General features: G+C 63.0%; 17 protein-coding genes and 2 tRNA genes. 7 read left to right on the forward strand and 12 right to left on the reverse strand.

Going from position 1 to position 17,826, the window contains the following annotated elements; genetic code table 11:
- Positions 1–18 precede the first annotated feature (18 nt).
- From E6C48_RS03060 to E6C48_RS03070, 3 genes are all read right to left on the reverse strand, one after another.
- A complete protein-coding gene (locus tag E6C48_RS03060; protein ID WP_136353839.1) occupies positions 19–603 on the reverse strand; it encodes a peptidylprolyl isomerase in 585 nt (194 codons plus the stop codon).
- A gap of 19 nt (positions 604–622) precedes the next feature.
- Positions 623–1,123 carry a pantetheine-phosphate adenylyltransferase gene (coaD, locus tag E6C48_RS03065; RefSeq protein ID WP_136353841.1) on the reverse strand — a complete coding sequence of 167 codons (501 nt, stop codon included), beginning with the start codon at positions 1,121–1,123 and terminating at the stop codon, positions 623–625.
- A gap of 73 nt (positions 1,124–1,196) precedes the next feature.
- Positions 1,197–2,252: a PAS domain S-box protein gene (locus E6C48_RS03070; protein ID WP_136353843.1), complete on the reverse strand. Its 1,056-nt coding sequence runs from the start codon at positions 2,250–2,252 to the stop codon at positions 1,197–1,199.
- 225 nt (positions 2,253–2,477) lie between these two features.
- Between E6C48_RS03070 and E6C48_RS23005 the strand changes: the two genes are divergently transcribed.
- Positions 2,478–2,612, forward strand: a complete 135-nt coding sequence (locus E6C48_RS23005) for a hypothetical protein (RefSeq protein ID WP_269142495.1) — start codon at positions 2,478–2,480, stop codon at positions 2,610–2,612.
- A 42-nt stretch (positions 2,613–2,654) separates the two neighbouring features.
- Here E6C48_RS23005 and E6C48_RS03075 read toward each other — a convergent pair whose 3' ends face one another.
- Both E6C48_RS03075 and gyrA read right to left on the reverse strand, forming a co-directional pair.
- Entirely contained in the window at positions 2,655–3,143 is a 489-nt protein-coding gene (locus E6C48_RS03075; RefSeq protein WP_136353845.1) for a GNAT family N-acetyltransferase, read from the reverse strand.
- Positions 3,140–5,914: a DNA gyrase subunit A gene (gene gyrA, locus E6C48_RS03080; RefSeq protein ID WP_136353847.1), complete on the reverse strand. Its 2,775-nt coding sequence runs from the start codon at positions 5,912–5,914 to the stop codon at positions 3,140–3,142. The genes E6C48_RS03075 and gyrA overlap by 4 nt, the downstream gene beginning before the upstream one ends.
- A 388-nt stretch (positions 5,915–6,302) precedes the next feature.
- On the opposite strand from gyrA, the gene E6C48_RS03085 reads away from it, so the two are divergent.
- Complete coding sequence (locus tag E6C48_RS03085) at positions 6,303–6,932, forward strand: MarC family protein (RefSeq protein WP_136353849.1); 630 nt, start codon at positions 6,303–6,305, stop codon at positions 6,930–6,932.
- Between the two features lie 16 nt (positions 6,933–6,948).
- On the opposite strand, the gene E6C48_RS03090 is transcribed toward E6C48_RS03085, so the two are convergent.
- Together E6C48_RS03090 and ssb are read right to left on the reverse strand one after the other, a co-directional pair.
- Complete coding sequence (locus E6C48_RS03090) at positions 6,949–7,374, reverse strand: OsmC family protein (protein WP_136353851.1); 426 nt, start codon at positions 7,372–7,374, stop codon at positions 6,949–6,951.
- 51 nt (positions 7,375–7,425) lie between these two features.
- The gene (gene ssb, locus E6C48_RS03095; RefSeq protein ID WP_136353853.1) at positions 7,426–7,944 is read right to left on the reverse strand and encodes a single-stranded DNA-binding protein; all 519 of its coding nucleotides are present in this window, start codon (positions 7,942–7,944) and stop codon (positions 7,426–7,428) included.
- A 144-nt stretch (positions 7,945–8,088) separates the two neighbouring features.
- Here ssb and E6C48_RS03100 point away from each other — a divergent pair, with 144 nt between their 5' ends.
- From E6C48_RS03100 to E6C48_RS03110, 3 genes are all read left to right on the forward strand, one after another.
- The gene (locus E6C48_RS03100) at positions 8,089–8,451 is read left to right on the forward strand and encodes a hypothetical protein (RefSeq protein ID WP_206086427.1); all 363 of its coding nucleotides are present in this window, start codon (positions 8,089–8,091) and stop codon (positions 8,449–8,451) included.
- A 731-nt stretch (positions 8,452–9,182) separates the two neighbouring features.
- On the forward strand, positions 9,183–12,107 hold the full coding sequence (uvrA, locus tag E6C48_RS03105; RefSeq protein ID WP_136353857.1) for an excinuclease ABC subunit UvrA: 2,925 nt from the start codon (positions 9,183–9,185) through the stop codon (positions 12,105–12,107).
- Positions 12,108–12,533: 426 nt separating this feature from the next.
- Positions 12,534–13,346 (forward strand): DUF72 domain-containing protein, encoded by an 813-nt coding sequence (locus E6C48_RS03110; protein WP_136353859.1) that lies wholly within the window; start codon positions 12,534–12,536, stop codon positions 13,344–13,346.
- Positions 13,347–13,392: 46 nt separating this feature from the next.
- Here the strand turns inward: E6C48_RS03110 and E6C48_RS03115 are convergent, their stop codons facing one another.
- The 5 genes from E6C48_RS03115 to E6C48_RS03135 form a co-directional block, all read right to left on the reverse strand.
- Positions 13,393–14,139 (reverse strand): PopZ family protein, encoded by a 747-nt coding sequence (locus tag E6C48_RS03115; RefSeq protein ID WP_136353861.1) that lies wholly within the window; start codon positions 14,137–14,139, stop codon positions 13,393–13,395.
- A 187-nt stretch (positions 14,140–14,326) separates the two neighbouring features.
- Positions 14,327–15,706 carry a TolC family outer membrane protein gene (locus E6C48_RS03120; RefSeq protein ID WP_136353863.1) on the reverse strand — a complete coding sequence of 460 codons (1,380 nt, stop codon included), beginning with the start codon at positions 15,704–15,706 and terminating at the stop codon, positions 14,327–14,329.
- Positions 15,707–15,879: 173 nt separating this feature from the next.
- Positions 15,880–16,548: a protein-L-isoaspartate O-methyltransferase family protein gene (locus E6C48_RS03125; RefSeq protein WP_136353865.1), complete on the reverse strand. Its 669-nt coding sequence runs from the start codon at positions 16,546–16,548 to the stop codon at positions 15,880–15,882.
- Positions 16,549–16,633: 85 nt separating this feature from the next.
- Positions 16,634–16,707 (reverse strand) — tRNA-Cys (locus E6C48_RS03130).
- A 137-nt stretch (positions 16,708–16,844) separates the two neighbouring features.
- A complete protein-coding gene (locus tag E6C48_RS03135; RefSeq protein ID WP_136353867.1) occupies positions 16,845–17,111 on the reverse strand; it encodes a PGPGW domain-containing protein in 267 nt (88 codons plus the stop codon).
- Between the two features lie 191 nt (positions 17,112–17,302).
- Between E6C48_RS03135 and E6C48_RS03140 the strand changes: the two genes are divergently transcribed.
- Together E6C48_RS03140 and E6C48_RS03145 are read left to right on the forward strand one after the other, a co-directional pair.
- Positions 17,303–17,377, forward strand: a tRNA-Asn gene (locus E6C48_RS03140).
- Between the two features lie 147 nt (positions 17,378–17,524).
- Entirely contained in the window at positions 17,525–17,815 is a 291-nt protein-coding gene (locus E6C48_RS03145) for an I78 family peptidase inhibitor (protein ID WP_136353869.1), read from the forward strand.
- Positions 17,816–17,826: the final 11 nt, after the last annotated feature.

Consider the following 17,826-nt stretch of genomic DNA (forward strand, 5'->3'; position numbering starts at 1 on the left):
TCGTGATTGGATCGAAAACTACTTATCCGCCGCGATGCGGACCTTGATCATGCGGTCCGGGTCGGCCACGGCACCGTTCTGCGCGTCATCGCCCTTCTTGATCTTGTCGACGGCATCCATGCCGCTCTCGACCTCGCCGACGATGGTGTACTGGCCATCGAGCGGCGGCGCCGGCGCGAACATGATGAAGAACTGCGAGTTGGCCGAATTCGGGTCTTGTGCGCGCGCCATGCCGACGACGCCGCGCACGAAATGTGCCTTGGTGGTGAATTCGGCTGGCAGGTCCGGCAGGTCCGAGCCGCCGGTGCCGGCACGATTCGGATCAAATCCCTTCTTCATGTTGCCGAACTTGACGTCGCCGGTCTGCGCCATGAAGCCGTCGATGACGCGGTGGAAGGCGACGTTGTCGTAGGCATGCTCACGCACCAGCTTCTTGATCTGCGCGACGTGCTTGGGCGCGAGGTCGGGCCGTAGCGCGACCGTCACGTCGCCGTCCTTCAGCGTGATGACCATGGTGTTTTCCGCATCGGCGGCGAGCGCCGAAACGGAACCGGCGGCAAGGCCGGCGAGAACGACGAAGGCGGCAAGGCCCGTGAACTTCATGGAGTGTCTCCAGTGAAACTTATTTCGCGAACTTGGCGGTAAGCGCGCCGGCAACGGCAGCCGGCACGAAGGGGCGGATGTCGCCGCCCATCGAGGCAATCTGGCGCACGAGTGTGGCGGTAATGGTGCGCACCGAGGGGCTTGCCGGCAGAAACACGGTCTGCAGGTCCGGCGCCATCGTCTCGTTCATACCCGCCATCTGCATCTCATAGTCGAGATCGGTGCCGTCGCGCAGGCCGCGGATCATGATCGTGCAGCCATGCTTGCGGGCCGCATCCACCACCAGACCGTCGAAGGCGACGACCTTGATGCGGGTGTGGTCGGAGCCCAATTCCGCTTTCGAGACGGCTTCGATCAGCGCCACGCGCTCCTCGAAGGAAAACAGCGGCTTCTTGCCGGGATGGATGCCGATAGCCGCATAGACGGTGTCGGCCACCGCAAGCGAGGCCTTGAGCACATCGAGGTGGCCGTTGGTCAACGGGTCGAAGGAGCCGGCGTAAAGGGCGGTGCGTTCGCTCATGGCAGGCTTCTAGCCGGGCGATCTTTCAAAGGCAATTCGCCTCGTCGGGCTTTGTACGCCGGACGCCATGCGCTCACAGCACAAAATCGCCGGTGTCTTCAGCCGCCGCCGTCGCTGGCTGGACGAGCACGGCGGTCGCAGGCGCCTGGAGTTCCCATCGTACATGCCCGGGCTCGCGCGTGATCGTGCTCGTGCCGTTCATCGATTGAGGTGCTATGCGCTGAAGCACGACATTGCCGAAGCCGCGCCTTGACATATCGGCTTCCGTCTGCCGCGGCACCGAGGTTTCTTCCCAGACCAACTGGAATTCCTCGTTCGCGTCCGGGCGCTTCAGCAGCCGCCATGTGATGGATATGCGTCCGACCGCATCGGCGAGCGCGCCATATTTGGCGGAATTGGTACCGAGTTCATGGATCGCCATGCCGAGATACTGCACCGTGTTCGGCGCCAGCATCACCAGCGGCCCCGAAAGTGTGATCCGTTCCTCATGGCCGAACGGCTTCAGGTGTTCCTGCAGCAGTTCGAACAGGCTGGCGCCCGACCAGTCGGAAGACACCAGCAGGTCGTGCGACCGCGACAGGCCGGTGATGCGCTCGCGCACGTGCTCGATGAAGTCGTCCTTGTCGCTGGTGCGGTTCGCCGTTTCGCGGATGATGGACAGGATGACGGCGAACTGGTTCTTCACCCGGTGGTTGACCTCGCGAAGCAGCGTGCGGATGCGCCGTTCGGATTCTCTTTTCTCGGTGATGTCGCGGGCGATCTTGGAGGCTCCCACGATCTTTCCCGCCGCATCCTTGATCGGGGATATGGTGAGCGAAACAAAAATGAGCGAACCGTCCTTGCGTTGCCGGATGGTGTCGAAGCTGGCGAGGCGCTCGCCCCGCTTTATCCTGTCGATGATGTCGATCTCTTCGCTGCGCAGGCTGTCGGGTATCAACATGAGCACCGAACGGCCGATCGCTTCCTCGGCCGTATAGCCGAACATCTTCTCCGCGGCCGGGTTCCAGTCCGTGATGATGCTGTTCAGATCCTTGCCGACAATCGCGTCAGACGAAGAATCGACGATCGCCGCGAGGCGTGCCTCCGCCGGCAATACCAATCTTGGATGAATTTCCAGAATCTCAGCCATGTGCATAAGCTTAGGCGCGGACGGCAAAAAGAAAAGACGGCATCGTCGACGCCACGAAGGTCAGGCGGTGGCCTGGCATGAACCTTTTGGAAACCATGTCGGAAATGATGAACCGCGGATGAACGATCCGGTCAGGAGCGGTTAAACCCTGCTCACATACTCATGATCGCGTGGGGTGAAACCAATTCGCGGCCCGGCCGTTATTGGGACCAGGAGAACCAAACCATGATGATCTTCATGCTCGCCGCCGCAATGACCGTCGCCATGCTGATCGCTACCGTGTTCGGCATGCATCAGGAGGCCCAGCGCCTCAAATATGAACCGAAGCGCATCGACCGTTTCGGCCATCGTCGCTTCTGATCCCGCCCGCTTTGAATTCCCGTAAGGAGTCGTGGCTCGCGGCTATCCTTCCAGCCGCTTCGCCATGTCGACAAGCGTCCAGCCGGGCCGCATGGGATTGGCCCGCCGGCCCGTCTCGGTAAATCCGAAAGCGCTGTAGAGCGCGATGTTCTTTTCCATGCGGGCATTGGTGTAGAGGCGGACTTCCGGCAGATTGGCTGCTCTCGCCCGCTCCTCGGCCCAGCGCAACAATCGGATGCCGAACCCCCTGCCCTGAAAATGTGGCGAGACCGCCACGCTGAAGATCATCAGATGGTCAGGTTCGTTTTCCAGGACAATCACGCCCGCCAAGCGTCCCTCGCTTTCCAGGAGCCAGACGCCGCCGGCGGCGATGTGCGGCCGATAATCTTCCGTCACCGGTATCGGAGGCGCATCGAACACTTCGGTATAGGGCCGATAGGCTTCCTCGGTCAGGGCTTCGATGGCGACACGGTCGTCAGGGCCGGCGAGCCGGATCTTGGCGTCGCTGTCCGCCCCGAGCGCCTTGTTCATGCACCTTCGGCTCCGTCCGGTCCGGCCGCTTCATTGCCTTCGGCCGACGTCTCGTCGTCCTCGTCTTCCGGCTCGGAAATGCGCTCGACCGACACTACCTTTTCGCCATCGGCCGTGTTGAAGATCGTCACGCCCTTGGTGGCGCGGCTAGCGAAGCGGATGTTGTATACCGGCACGCGGATGACCGTGCCGCCGTCCGACACCAGCATGATCTGGTCGTCGTTGCCGACCGGGAAGGTCGCCACCAGGCGGCCGATCTCGTCCACCTTGGATACATCGGTGGCGCGGATGCCCTTGCCGCCGCGATTGGTCAGGCGGAAATCATAGGAGGACGAGCGCTTGCCGTAGCCGAATTCGGTGACGGTCAGCACGAACTGCTCATGCGCCTTGAGGAGTTCGTAGCGGTCGTCGGAAAGCTCCGCTTCCTCGCCGATCTCCTCGTTGGTCAGCGTCACCTCTTCCTCGGCCTCTGCGGACGAGGCGCGCCGCTCCAGCGCCGAACGCTTCAGATAGGCGGCGCGCTCGGCCGGGCTTGCCTCGACATGCTCGATCACGGTCATGGAGATGGCGCGATCGCCCTCGCCGAGCGTGATGCCACGCACGCCTTGCGAAGCGCGGCTGGCGAAAACGCGCACGTCGGAAACGCGGAACCGTATGCACTGGCCGGTGTCGGCGGTGAGCAGCACGTCGTCGTTGTCGGTGCAGGTCTCGACCGCAAGGATGGAATCGCCTTCCTCCTCGAACTTCATGGCGATCTTGCCGTTGCGCTTGACGTCGGCGAAATCGGACAGCTTGTTGCGCCGCACCGTGCCGCGCGTTGTGGCGAACATCACGTCCAGCTTGTCCCACTCGGACTCGTCCGGCAGCGGCAGGATGGCGGTGATGCGGTCGCCGCTCTCGATCGGCAGGAGGTTGATGAGCGCCTTGCCGCGCGATTGCGGATTGCCGATGGGCAGGCGCCAGACCTTTTCCTTGTAGACGATGCCACGCGAGGAGAAGAACAGCACCGGCGTGTGCGTGTTGGCGACGAACAGGCGGGTAACAAAATCCTCGTCCTTGGTCGCCATGCCGGAGCGGCCCTTGCCGCCGCGGTTCTGCGCCCGGTAGATCGACAGCGGCACGCGCTTGATGTAGCCGGCGTGGGTGACGGTGACGACCATATCCTCGCGCTGGATGAGATCCTCGTCCTCCATGTCGGAGCCGGCGTCGGAAATCTCCGTGCGGCGCGGCGTGCCGAACTCGTCGCGCACGGCGGCCAGTTCGTCCTTGACGATCTGCTGGATGCGTGCGCGCGAGGCTAATATGTCAAGGAAATCAGCGATTTCGGCGCCGATCTTGTTCAATTCGTCGGCGATCTCGTCGCGACCCAGCGCCGTCAGCCTTTGCAGGCGCAGGTCGAGGATGGCGCGCGCCTGTTCCTCTGAAAGGTTGTAGGTGCCGTCGTCGTTGATCCGGTGACGGGGGTCGTCGATCAACCGGATCAGCCCCTCGACATCGGCGGCGGGCCAGCGCCGCGTCATCAACTGGTCGCGCGCCGTCTGCGGGTCCGGCGCGCTGCGGATCAGTTTTATGACCTCGTCGATGTTGGCGACGGCGATCGCCAGGCCGACCAGCACATGGGCGCGCTCACGCGCCCTCCTGAGCAGGTATTTCGTCCTGCGGCTCACCACTTCCTCGCGGAAGGTGACGAACGCCTTCAGCATGTCGATGAGCGTCATCACCTCCGGCTTGCCGCCGTTCAGCGCAACCACGTTGGCGCCGAAGGAGGTTTGCAGCGGCGTGAAGCGATAGAGCTGGTTGAGGATGACCTCGGCGTTGGCGTCGCGCTTCAACTCGATAACGACGCGGTAGCCCTGCCGGTCGCTCTCGTCGCGAATGTCGGAGATGCCCTCGATGCGCTTTTCGCGCACCAGTTCGGCCATCTTCTCGATCATCGTGGCCTTGTTCACCTGGTAGGGAACCTCGGTGACGACGATGGCCTCGCGGTCGCCGCGGCTCTCCTCCACATGCACCTTGCCACGCATGACGATGGAGCCACGGCCGGTGGAATAGGCCGAATAGATGCCGGAACGGCCGAGGATGAGGCCGCCCGTCGGGAAGTCGGGGCCCGGAATGATGTCCATCAGGTCCGGCAGGTCGATCGCCGGATTGTCGATGACGGCGATCGCGCCGTCGCAGACCTCGGAAAGGTTATGCGGCGGGATGTTGGTGGCCATGCCGACGGCGATGCCGCCGGCACCGTTGACCAGCAGGTTTGGGAAACGCGCCGGCAGGACGCGCGGCTCGCTGTCTGTGCCGTCGTAATTCTCCTGGAAATCGACGGTGTCCTTGTCGATATCCTCCAGGAGCTCGTGCGCCACCTTGGTCAGCCGCGCCTCGGTATAGCGCATGGCCGCCGGCGGATCACCGTCGATGGAGCCGAAGTTGCCCTGCCCGTCGATGAGCGGCACGCGCAACGACCAGTCCTGCGCCATGCGCACAAGGGCGTCGTAAATCGAGGCGTCGCCGTGCGGATGGTATTTACCCATCACGTCGGAGACGGGACGCGCCGACTTCACATGCTTGCGGTTCCAGTGATAGCCGCTCTCGTGCGAGGCATAGAGGATGCGCCGGTGCACCGGCTTCATGCCGTCGCGCACGTCCGGCAACGCGCGCGACACGATCACGCTCATGGCGTAATCGAGGTAGCTGCGCTGCATTTCCTCGACGATGGAAACCGGTTCTATGCCGGAAGGGCCATCCGGCCCGCGCGGTGTCTTCTGGTCGGTCAAAACGGATCACACGGAAAAGGGAATCACTTGATCCTTATATAGGAACGCGGCCCGTTTCTCCAATGCGAGAGGGCTTTTTCAGCCCTCAAACCGATGGTTTTCCAACGCTCATTTCGCCTTTTCTTTCAAGAGGATATGGCCGGCAATCAAAAAGCTTCGACAAGCCTCGGAACGACGCTGGATAGCGATACCGATCGAGAGGGTGAATCCGGCGTCGGAAATCACGCGCAACGTCCCTTACGGAGATAGCCGGCCGCTCCGGGCGCGGCCGTTATCGAACAGGTGCGGCACTCCACCCGGCGGAGCGGAATTCGCAGGCGAGCTTGTTTTCACGGCCGGCGCTTTGCTTTACGAATGGGATGCGAGGAAAAAGGCCGGCGGGGCGTCCATGCCGAATTTCGACAGCCTGTTCAATGCCTTCGTCACCATATTGGTGACGATCGATCCGCCCGGTCTGGCGCCGCTGTTCCTGGCCGTGACGCGCGGCATGAACCGCGAGCAGCGCAGCCAGGTCTCGATCCGCGCCTCGATCATCGGCTTCGCCGTGATCGCGCTGTTCGCCATCGCCGGCGCCTCGATCCTGACGGTGTTCGGTATCACGCTGCCGGCCTTCCGCGTCGCCGGCGGCTTCCTTCTGTTCTTCATCGCCTTCGAAATGGTGTTCGAGCGGCGGCAGGACCGCAAGGAGAAGATCTCGGACGTGGCGATCACCCGCGATCACATCCAGAACATCGCCGCCTTCCCGCTGGCGATTCCGCTGATCGCCGGGCCGGGGGCGATCTCAGCGACGGTGCTTTTGTCCGATTCCTTTCACGGCGTGGGCGGACGCGCGGTTCTGGTCGGCATCATCTTCCTGTGCCTGGTCATCACCTATCTGGTGTTCGTGCTCTCCGAATGGATCGACAAGGCGCTCGGCCAGACCGGCCGCTCGATCCTGACGCGCCTGCTCGGCGTCATCCTGGCCGCCCTTGCGGTGCAGTTCGTGGCGGACGGCATCAAGGCACTGGCGGCGGGATAGAGCGCCGCCGGCGGCACTATTTCGCGGCCGTATCGACCACTTCGAAATCGTGCGTGATCGTCGCCGTCTTGGCCATCATCGCCGAAGCGGAGCAGTATTTCTCGATGGACAGGTCGATGGCCCGCTTGACCTTGTCATGCGAAAGCGCCCTGCCCTTGACGATGAAGTGCATGTGGATGCGGGTAAAAACCTTCGGCTCGGTCTCGGCGCGGTCGGCGTCAAGTTCGACAACGCAATCCTCGATCGCCTCGCGTCCCTTTTCCAGGATATGCACGACGTCATAGGCCGAGCAGCCGCCGGTGCCGATCAGCACCAGTTCCATCGGGCTCGGCCCCGGCGTGTGTCCCTCGGGACTGGAAGCGGTCCCCAGGACGAGCTTATGGCCGCTGCCGGATTCACCGACGAAGGTGCGCTCCTCGACCCATTTGACTCGAGCTCTCACTGTCGATCCCCTTATCCGGAACGTTGCCGCCTGCCTTCAAAACGGCCGTGATCAGAACGGGATCTCGTCATCCAGTTCGCGGGAGGCACCGCCACCGCCACCACCCCCGCCGCTGCGGGCCGGGCTTCCGCCGCCGCGGCCGCCATAGCTGTCCGACTGGCCGAAGCTGTCGCGGTTGCCGCCGGAATAGCCGACCTGGCCGCCTTCGCCGCCCTGACCGCGCGCGTCGAGCATCTGCAGCTCGCCGCGGAACTTTTGCAGCACCACCTCGGTGGTGTAACGGTCCTGGCCGTTCTGGTCCTGCCATTTGCGGGTCTGCAACTGACCCTCGACATAGACCTTCATACCCTTCTTCAGATACTGCTCGGCGACCTTGGCCAACTGGTCGTTGAAGACGACGACGTTGTGCCATTCGGTCTTTTCCCGGCGCTCGCCGGAGCTCTTGTCGCGCCACGTCTCCGATGTGGCGACGCGGAAATTGACGACCGGATCGCCGGAATTCAGCCGGCGGATTTCCGGATCGGCACCGAGATTACCGACCAGAATGACCTTGTTGACGCTGCCAGCCATGAACTTTCTCCACGCTCGTCCGAAACCAATTTTCTGGCACCATACAGCTTGAGGGCTTGGCCTGCCTGTTCTGCCGCTGCTTACCCACAGTGTTTTTGTTCTCTGTATGTTCTAGTTCTGCCGAGGCATAGTGTCAAGAACAGCTTGCGTCCAACATGGTTGCGTCGCGATGATCGTCGACTGCCGCCATTGGCTCGCCCGCTGGTTCGGCGCTATACTTCATCCATGATCGGCAAATCGCTTTCCACGCCCTTTCCGCTCGCGGCAATCCTGATCTTCGCCATGGTGCCGGCGGCTTTCGCCGCTGGGACGGCTAAACGCCCCACGCAGACGGAATTGCCCGGCGTGCAGGGCGACTATCGGATCGTCCGGCCTGCGCCGGAGCCCGACGACGATGCCGCTTCCGCACCAACCGGCCAGTTCAAGATCGGCGACATGGATGTGCGGATCGGCGGAAGCGTGACGATCGATATCGGCGTCGGTTCGCTGCCGCGGCCTCGGCGGTAACGTTCGCTACGGATCGACGGCCTGTCCGTTCCCGCGTCTCGCCAAATGGCCGGCGATGGACATGAATTGGCCCCGCCGCTGCCTTGGCAATGCGGACGGGGCCTCTCTGGGGTCAACCCAATATTTCGCCGGGAATGTTTTACCGGCTTTCGAATTCGGATGCTTCGCGGCACTCAGCCGACGATCCGACAGCAGTCTCTGATTGTAGGGAAATCGGCAGATGGATCACGCCGCTTGCCTTGGGCTACGGCATCCGTTTCCGCCGCGGCTCCAGCTAGACGCGGAGCCTTTCGGGACTGTCCGGTGGAGTCATGCCTCGCTCCTTCTGTCCGTTGCGCGTCTGCCGTCTGAAGCCTGCTTCGTGGCTTGCGGCGCCTCGCAAGCCGCCGGTCGGCTCGGAGCGCCTCGCGGAGGCTCGGCTTCATCGACTGCCTGCAGTTTGATACCGCAATGCCGTTGCGTCAACCGGAAGATGGCCAGCCGACAAAATTGTGATCGAAACGATTTCGTTCCCGTGCCGTGGACGCGCCGGTTCGCCGCCATTCCTGCCATAACCTTGTCAGCAGCTCGTTCGGCCTTTGTTCTTTGTGCTTGCCGGGGCGCGGCAAAGGCGGTTAAACCCTTTCCGGAGGCTGGCGTCACTCGACGCGGCGGCGAAAATACCTACATGAAGGGCTGGCTGGGGCTCCCCGCCATCCCGACAATGCGAAAATCGAGGCGGCGGACCGGCTATGGCCGACCACAAGTTCATTTCCATTCGCGGCGCGCGCGAACACAATCTCAAGAACGTCGATATCGACCTGCCGCGGGATTCGCTGGTGGTGATGACCGGCCTTTCGGGGTCCGGAAAATCCTCGCTCGCCTTCGACACCATTTATGCCGAGGGCCAGAGGCGCTATGTCGAGAGCCTTTCTGCCTATGCGCGACAATTCCTGGAGATGATGCAGAAGCCGGATGTCGACCAGATCGACGGGCTGTCGCCGGCTATCTCCATCGAGCAGAAGACGACCAGCCGCAATCCGCGCTCGACGGTGGGCACCGTCACCGAGATCTACGATTACATGCGCCTTCTGTTCGCGCGCGTCGGCATTCCCTATTCGCCGGCGACCGGCCTGCCGATCGAGAGCCAGACCGTGTCGCAGATGGTCGACCGGGTGCTGGCGCTGGAGGAAGGCACGCGCCTCTACATCATGGCCCCCATCGTGCGCGGCCGTAAGGGCGAATACCGCAAGGAACTGCTGGAGTTGCAGAAGAAGGGCTTTCAGCGCGTCAAGGTGGATGGCACCTTCTACGAGATCGCCGACGTGCCCGCGCTCGACAAGAAGTACAAGCACGACATCGACGTCGTGGTGGACCGCATCGCGGTGCGGCCGGATCTGGGCACGCGGCTCGCCGATTCCGTCGAGACGGCACTGAAACTGGCGGACGGCCTGTGCGTGGCGGAATTCGCCGACCGCCCGCTGCCGAAGGAAGAGACCGCTGAAGGCGGTGCTGCCAACAAATCGGCCAACGACACGCACGAACGCATCCTGTTCTCGGAAAAGTTCGCCTGCCCGGTCTCCGGCTTCACCATTCCGGAGATCGAGCCGCGCCTGTTCTCCTTCAACAATCCGTTCGGCGCCTGTCCGACCTGCGATGGCCTCGGCAGCCAGCGCGCCATCGACCCGAACCTGGTGGTCCCGGACGAGAATGCGACGCTGCGCAACGGCGCCATCGCACCGTGGGCCAAATCGACGTCGCCCTATTACGTGCAGACCTTGGAGGCGCTCGGCAAAGTCTACGGATTCAAGCTCGGGGACAAGTTTGCCGATCTGCCGAAGGAAGCGCAGGACGCCATCCTGCGCGGCACCGGCGAGCGCGAGGTGACGTTCAACTACGATGACGGCCTGCGCTCCTACAAGACGACCAAGACCTTCGAGGGCGTGATCCCGAACCTCGAACGGCGCTGGAAGGAGACGGAATCGGCCTGGATGCGCGAGGAAATCGAGCGCTTCATGTCGGCCACCCCCTGCCCTGCCTGCAACGGCTACCGTCTGAAGCCTGAAGCGCTGGCAGTGAAGATCGCCGGCAAGCATATCGGCGAGGTGACCGAGCAATCGATCCGCAAGGCGGACCAGTGGTTCACAGAACTGCCGAAGCAACTGAGCGAAAAGCAGAACGAGATCGCCGTGCGCGTGCTCAAGGAGATCCGCGAGCGTCTGCGCTTCCTTAACGATGTCGGCCTCGACTACCTGACGCTGGCGCGCAATTCCGGCACCCTGTCGGGCGGCGAGAGCCAGCGCATACGGCTCGCCTCGCAGATCGGCTCCGGCCTGACCGGCGTGCTCTACGTGCTGGATGAGCCGTCCATCGGCCTGCATCAGCGCGACAATGCCCGCCTGCTCGATACGCTCAAGCACCTGCGCGACATCGGCAATACGGTGATCGTCGTCGAGCATGACGAGGATGCAATCCTGCATGCCGACTATGTGGTCGATATCGGGCCGGCGGCCGGCATCCACGGCGGCCGCGTCATCGCCCAGGGCACGCCGCGCGAAATCATGGCCAATCCTAATTCCATCACCGGCAAATATCTGTCGGGCGAACTGGAGATCGCGGTGCCGGACCAGCGGCGCTCAGGCAAGAAAGGCAAGCGCATCAAGGTGGTCGGCGCGCGAGGCAACAACCTCAAGGACGTCACGGCGGAAATCCCGCTCGGCACCTTCGCCTGCGTGACCGGCGTTTCGGGCGGCGGCAAGTCCACCTTCCTAATCGAGACGCTGTTCAAGGCGGCCTCGCGACGCATCATGGGCAGCCGGGAGCATCCGGCCGAGCATGACCGCATCGAAGGATTGGAATTCCTCGACAAGGTCATCGACATCGACCAGTCGCCGATCGGCCGCACCCCGCGCTCCAACCCGGCCACCTATACCGGCGCCTTCACGCCGATCCGCGACTGGTTCGCCGGCCTGCCTGAAGCCAAGGCGCGCGGCTACCAGCCCGGCCGCTTCTCCTTCAACGTCAAGGGCGGGCGTTGCGAAGCCTGCCAGGGCGACGGCGTCATCAAGATCGAGATGCACTTCCTGCCTGATGTCTACGTCACCTGCGACGTCTGCCACGGCAAGCGCTACAATCGCGAGACGCTCGACGTGACCTTCAAGGGCAAGTCGATTGCCAACGTGCTCGACATGACGGTAGAGGAAGGCGTCGACTTCTTCTCGGCCGTGCCGGCGGTGCGCGACAAGCTGCAGACGCTGAAGGATGTCGGCCTCGGCTACATCCACATCGGCCAGCAGGCGACCACGCTGTCGGGCGGTGAGGCGCAGCGCATCAAGCTGGCCAAGGAACTGTCGCGCAAGGCGACCGGCAAGACGCTCTATATCCTCGACGAGCCGACGACCGGCCTGCATTTCCATGATGTCGCCAAGCTTTTGGAAGTGCTGCAGGAACTGGTCAACCAGGGCAATACGGTGGTCGTCATCGAGCACAATCTGGAGGTCATCAAGACCGCCGACTGGATTCTCGATCTCGGTCCCGAAGGCGGCGACGGCGGTGGTGAGCTGGTCGCCAGCGGCACGCCTGAGGACATCGTGGCCGAGCCGCGCAGCTATACCGGGGAATTCCTGAAGGAACTTCTGGAGCGGCGGCCGAAAGGCAAGCGCGAAGCGGCTGAATAGCTGCGGCCGTTGTCGGCGGGCTCGTTGGTGATCGGCCGGTCCTGAAAAAGGACGGGCGAGCCTTTCGACCCGCCCGTTTCGCCCCCCGGCGTATAGCAACCGGCACAGCCGTTGGGAACTGTGCGATGCCCCCGAGCCAAAGAACCGGGATCGTAAGAATCAACCTTTAAGGTGCAACGGAAAGTTGCGCATACCCCATTTGGGTTACTTGGCTTCTTTTATGCCTTACGATCCAGTCGCAAAGACAATCGGCCATGAGGCCCCTCTTCCAGAATTGGCAGGAGCATCACGACGAAAAATGTTTTCGGATGGTGATGCGGGGCCTGTCGTGGTTTCTATGGACGGCTACGGGATTTTGCTGCGGCCGCGCGGGACGCATTGTGACTTCAAACGAAGTCGAGGATTGACGGCAGAAGGACGAATTCGATGAGCAAAAACGGAACGATCCGCGCCGGCATGGGCGGCTGGACCTTCGAGCCGTGGGAAACCTCCTTCTATCCCGACAAATTGCCGAAGGCCAAGCAGTTGAACTATGCGTCCCGGCAGGTGCCGACCATTGAAGTCAACGGCACCTATTATTCCAGCTTCAAGGAGCCGACGTTTGTCAAATGGGCGAACGAGTCTCCGGACGGATTCGTTTTTTCGCTCAAAGGCAACCGTTTCGTCACCAACCGGCGCGTGCTCGGCGAGGCCGGTGAATCGATGATGCGTTTCCTGGACTCCGGAGTTGCGGCGCTCGGCGAGAAACTCGGCCCGATCCTGTGGCAGTTCGCTCCGACCAAGCGCTTCGACCCCGACGATTTCGAAGCCTTTCTGAAGCTGCTGCCGCAAAAGCAGGACGGCGTGGCGTTGCGGCATGCGCTGGAAGTCCGCCACGACAGCTTCGTGACGCCCACGTTTCCGGAGCTTGTCCGAAAGTACGGAGCCGCGATCGTCTATGCCGACCATGCGGCCTATCCCGACATCGCCGACGTCACCGGTGATTTCGTCTATGCCCGTCTGCAGACCGGCAAGGACGACAACCCGGATTGCTATGAACCGGCACGACTCGACCAGTGGGCAGACAGGGTGAAAAGCTGGGCGGCAGGCAAGGAACCCGCCGACCTGCCGAAGGCGGACACCGACACCACGGCGCCGGAAAAACCGCGCGACGTGTTCGTCTACTTCATCACCGAAGGCAAGGTTCGAGCGCCTTTTGGCGCTCAGGCGCTGATGAAGCGGGTGAATCCGGACAGGTAATGAAATGGTGGGCAGGGTTGAGCCCCTGCCCCGATAACCGGCGGCTTCAGCTGCCGCGGGCGACGCGCTCGATCTCTTCGCGCACCAGCTGCTCGACCAGCGTGGGCAGGTTGTTGTCCAGCCAATCCTGAAGCATCGGCCGCAGCATCTCTTCGGCCATCTCGTCGAAACTCTTGCGGCTGCGCGAAGCGAAAGCCTCCGACAATTCGCCAAAGGCGGCGGCGACCTGCCGGCTGGTCTGTTCCGAAACGAGCGCCGATCTCGCCGGTGTCTCGTCTGCTGCCGCCACCTGCGGCGGTGCGACCTGCTGCACGACCTCGGGTGAAACCTGCTCGTCGACGGTCTCGTTCGTGTCGAACTCTACGGGTGCCTGGCGAGCCGCGCCCGGCGAAGAGTTGCCGGCGACCGCGATGTCACGCTGCCAGTCCGCCGTGATCGCATCGGCACTGGCGGTTTCCTTCGGGGTTTCCGCCTGCTCGGCGGCTATGCGGGCGCCTACTTCGGCCAGCGTAATAGCTGGACGTGGCGTCGACTCCGCCGAATTGGCGGCCGAAAGCCCGGCCTGCGCGACGGTATGTGCGGTCACTCCAGCTTCGGCGTGCGTTTCATGCAATTCGGCACGAAAGGCTTCGACCACGGGCGCGACCACTTCGTCCTCGGCCCGCTCATGGATGGCTTCAATCGCTTCGTCGGCCTGCTTGCGGCCAGAATCGCTGTCTTCGATGATCCTTCGGATGGAAGCCAGAATCTCTTCCATGGAAGGTTCGCGCTGTACGCTGCTTGCCGTCGCCATCGTCACATCCGCCGCCCTTGTGACCGTATTGCCGATTTCGGCCCGGCCGGTGGCCGACTCGAATCATTTCGGTAAGCGTACTCGACGGATCGCCGACCGAGAATCCCCAATCTCGGTGGGCTTCGGATTTCAACAGATTAGCAGGATGCCCTTGGTGTCACGCATGGGCCGCCGCCCGTCGCGGGTGTCAGCGGCCGTCAGGCGTACGCAGGCCGAACCACTTGTCCTTGACGGCGTTGTAGTGCTCCTCGGGGTGGTACTTGGCCACCTGCAGGCCGAGCCGCTCCGTCGTCAGATGGCCGACGGCGTTGAGGATGAAGTAGCTCGCCACCACGACGTCATGCTCGGACGTCGCCAGGTTGATCCGGGCGGTGATGACGTCGTTCTGGGCGTTCAGGACATCCAGCGTCGTGCGCTGGCCGACATTGCGCTCCTCGATGACGCCGTTGAGCGCGAGCTGCGCGGCCGACACCAGCGCGCGGTTGGCGTCGACGCCCTCGCGGGCGGCCGTGTACTGGGTCCAGGCGGAAGCGACCGCGTTGCGGACCTGGTCGCGGCTGACATCGACCTCAATGCGAGCCTGGCCGAGCGTCTCCTTGGCCTGGCGCACCTGCGCATCGCCGCGGCCGCCGGTATAGATCGGGATCGTCAGCGTGGCGCCGATGCTGGCGGAAGTGGAATCGCCGTTGGGCGTTCCTCCGGGTGGCGACTGGTCGCGATAGAGTTGCGAGACGCCGGCAGAGGCGGTGACCTGCGGCAGCAGAGCGCCCTCGGAAGACTCCACCGAGAAAGACGCCGCATCGACCAGATGTTCGTTGGCAAGGATCGCCGGATGCTCGGCGGCGGCGATGCCGATCGCCGATTCGAGGCTCCTGGGCAGCAGCCTGGCGAGCGGCGACGCGGCTTTCAGCTTGCCCGGATCTTCGCCGACGAGCTGATGGTAGGCGGCAGCACTTGCCAGAGCCTGTGCGCGCGCCGCACTCGCCTTGGCGACGGCGGCCGAACGTGACGCATCGGCCTGGGCGACGTCGGTGCGCGTGCCCTCGCCCACTTCCAGCCGCGAGCGCGCGGCGCGCACCTGCTCGGTCAGGGCCTTCAGGTTCTGCTCCGTCAGCGCGGCGATCTGCCGGTCGCGGATGACGTCCATATAGGCGGTCGCGGCGGCGAGAAGGATGTTCTGCTCGGTGTTGCGCAGGCTTTCGTTCGAGGCCTGCACCTTCGCCTCGGCGGCGGCGACGTTGTTGCGGGTCTGGAAGCCGTCGAACAGCGTCTGGTTGAGCTGGATGCCGAAATTGGCTGTTCCCAGGCGCACCGTCTGTCCGGCGGTTCTTGTGTTGGAATAATCGATGCTGGCCGAACCGGCGACGGTGGGGCGATAGCCGGACTTGGCGATGGCGACGCCCTCGTCGGTGATGCGAACACCGGCGCGAGCTGAATTGAGCTGCGAATTGTTCTGATAGGCCTTGGCGAGCGCCCCGAGGATTGTTTCGGCGGATGCCGGCAAGGCAGGAAACAGGCTTGCTGAAACAAGCAGGACGGCAGCGAGACTCTTGGTTACAGACGGCACGGCTTGTCCCTCATTCGTTTCATGGGAACCACGCGACCTCGGCTTCGCAAGGGCGGGCCAATGTCGCGTCTACGGTTCCTGCTGCGCGGCCCCGCTCGAGAAGAGAACCGCCTCAGCAACGATCATTATGCTTTAGCCAACATGACAACGCGTCGGCTGCAAGGCAAAATCACTCAGAACTCGAAAACGCGAATACGTTCAAAACCGGGTAGTGGCTTTATTGCCGCATTAAATGCACGTCGCCCGGTCGCCACGCCAGTAGTCTTCAAAAACAGACGGGCGATTCCGGCGTTGCCATGTCCTTCGACGGCAACCAGACGACCGTTTTCCGCGAGCTGGTCCAGCAGTGCCTGGGGGACTTCTTCGACGCTGCCGCCGAAGACGATCGCGTCGTAAGGAGCGTTGGCGGAATGACCTTCGCGCAATGGCCCGGTTACGACGGTGACATTGTCGCACCCCTGTGCCGCAAGGATTTCGGCAGCCTGCGCGGCCAGAGCCGAATCACTTTCCAGCGCCACGACCGAGCGCGCGAGCTTCGACAGGAGCGCCGAGGCGTAGCCGGTTGCTGCGCCGACATCGAGCACATTGTCCTGGGGGCCGACGTTGGCAAGCTGGATCAGGCGGGCAAGCGGGCCGGGTTCCATCAGGTAGCGCGCGCCGTCCGGACCGTCGGCGATGCGTAAATCCTCGTCGATATAGGCGAGATCGGGATTGGCGGTGCCTATGAAAGCCTCGCGCGGCACGGTCAGCAGCGCTTCCAGCAGAGCGGCATTGGTCACGTCGACGGTGCGGATCTGGCCGTCCACCATCTTGGCGCGACGTTCGGAAAAATCAGCCTTCATGGTTCAGTCCGCGCGCGCCCCGAATCTTTCCGCATCATACACACATGCCGCATCGCTGCAGCAAGCGCGGAATTCCGGGGGCGTTTGGAGGCCTCGCCCGGAATCGAACCGGGGTGCAAGGATTTGCAGTCCTCTGCGTAACCACTCCGCCACGAGGCCTCATCGCTCCCGGCGTTTCCGGCGAACTCAATAGGTTGGGCCGCAATGCCAGTCAAGAACGCAAACCCGCTGACCGAAACATTCCCCTGAAAGGCGTAGGAAAGGCGAAGATTCTCTTACCTCACCCAATTCCGCGCCTACTCGCGCGGGCGCCGGCGCCGTTCCCACCATACGACCACGCGCCTGCGCCAGCGGCGCACCATGGCGAATTCGTAGGACAGCACGAGCAGGCCGAGGGGAATCATCCAGAAGCCGAGGATCGGCAGGAAGCCGAAGATGCCGAGGATAACCAGTACGACGCCGATGGCGATGCGCAGGCCACGCGAACGCGGCATGGTGAATTCGCGGCCGAAAACGGCGATCTTGCGCGCCGGAATGGCGTCCGTTTCGATATCTGCACTCATCTCGGACGATCTATCCGGTTTCATGGAGGCTCAATGTGGGCAGCGGTTGCGCCACTGCAAGCTCGGCTCGGAAATTTATGCCCGAGCCGCTTGTCGGATAAAAGCGCTAAGCTTTGCAAAAAAATGCGGATTGTCGCTTTGCAAAGCCGAAATGGGTTTGCTATAGGCTGCCCCGCACGACGAGCCTCCGTTCCCCGGTAGCTCAGTGGTAGAGCAACCGGCTGTTAACCGGTTGGTCGCTGGTTCGAATCCGGCCCGGGGAGCCATTTGCCGCCAGAATCCTCGGAATCCGGCGATTGCACAGGTTCCCGCCTCTCAGACATACATTGTCAGCGGCTTCCGTTTGCCGTTCAGGAAACAGTCATCTTCCATGCTGTCGAATGGTGCCACGGTGCAAACCATGGAGTGATGACATGGATCGACGCAGAATTCTCTTTCTCGCAGTGATCGGCTTGATTTTCGCCGTCGGTCAAAGCGAGACCGTCAATGCAGCGCCGAAGGCCGGCGTCTGCAACCGGGCGGCGGCCGAGGCACTGGCCGGCAAGCGCCGGATCACCGATAGCCGGGCGAAACGGCTGACCGGCGCGACTATCGTTCGCCAGATAAAGCCGGGCCAAGGTGTCACCATGGATTACAGGCGGGAGCGGGTGACGATCGAAACCGATCCGAAAACCGGGAAGATCGTTCGCGCCATGTGCGGTTGAGCCAGGGAGAT

Origin of the sequence: Ollibium composti (genome assembly GCF_004801285.1) — a bacterium.
Taxonomy (GTDB): domain Bacteria; phylum Pseudomonadota; class Alphaproteobacteria; order Rhizobiales; family Rhizobiaceae; genus Mesorhizobium; species Mesorhizobium composti.

What these genes read in the sequence shown, in the direction of transcription:
- E6C48_RS03060 (WP_136353839.1), bottom strand. Translation starts at nt 603, where the DNA reads ATGAAGTTCACGGGCCTTGCCGCCTTCGTCGTTCTCGCCGGCCTTGCC.
- coaD (WP_136353841.1), bottom strand. Translation starts at nt 1,123, where the DNA reads ATGAGCGAACGCACCGCCCTTTACGCCGGCTCCTTCGACCCGTTGACC.
- E6C48_RS03070 (WP_136353843.1), bottom strand. Translation starts at nt 2,252, where the DNA reads ATGGCTGAGATTCTGGAAATTCATCCAAGATTGGTATTGCCGGCGGAG.
- E6C48_RS23005 (WP_269142495.1), top strand. Translation starts at nt 2,478, where the DNA reads ATGATGATCTTCATGCTCGCCGCCGCAATGACCGTCGCCATGCTGATC.
- E6C48_RS03075 (WP_136353845.1), bottom strand. Translation starts at nt 3,143, where the DNA reads ATGAACAAGGCGCTCGGGGCGGACAGCGACGCCAAGATCCGGCTCGCC.
- E6C48_RS03085 (WP_136353849.1), top strand. Translation starts at nt 6,303, where the DNA reads ATGCCGAATTTCGACAGCCTGTTCAATGCCTTCGTCACCATATTGGTG.
- ssb (WP_136353853.1), bottom strand. Translation starts at nt 7,944, where the DNA reads ATGGCTGGCAGCGTCAACAAGGTCATTCTGGTCGGTAATCTCGGTGCC.
- uvrA (WP_136353857.1), top strand. Translation starts at nt 9,183, where the DNA reads ATGGCCGACCACAAGTTCATTTCCATTCGCGGCGCGCGCGAACACAAT.
- E6C48_RS03110 (WP_136353859.1), top strand. Translation starts at nt 12,534, where the DNA reads ATGAGCAAAAACGGAACGATCCGCGCCGGCATGGGCGGCTGGACCTTC.
- E6C48_RS03115 (WP_136353861.1), bottom strand. Translation starts at nt 14,139, where the DNA reads ATGGCGACGGCAAGCAGCGTACAGCGCGAACCTTCCATGGAAGAGATT.
- E6C48_RS03125 (WP_136353865.1), bottom strand. Translation starts at nt 16,548, where the DNA reads ATGAAGGCTGATTTTTCCGAACGTCGCGCCAAGATGGTGGACGGCCAG.
- E6C48_RS03135 (WP_136353867.1), bottom strand. Translation starts at nt 17,111, where the DNA reads ATGAGTGCAGATATCGAAACGGACGCCATTCCGGCGCGCAAGATCGCC.
- E6C48_RS03145 (WP_136353869.1), top strand. Translation starts at nt 17,525, where the DNA reads ATGGATCGACGCAGAATTCTCTTTCTCGCAGTGATCGGCTTGATTTTC.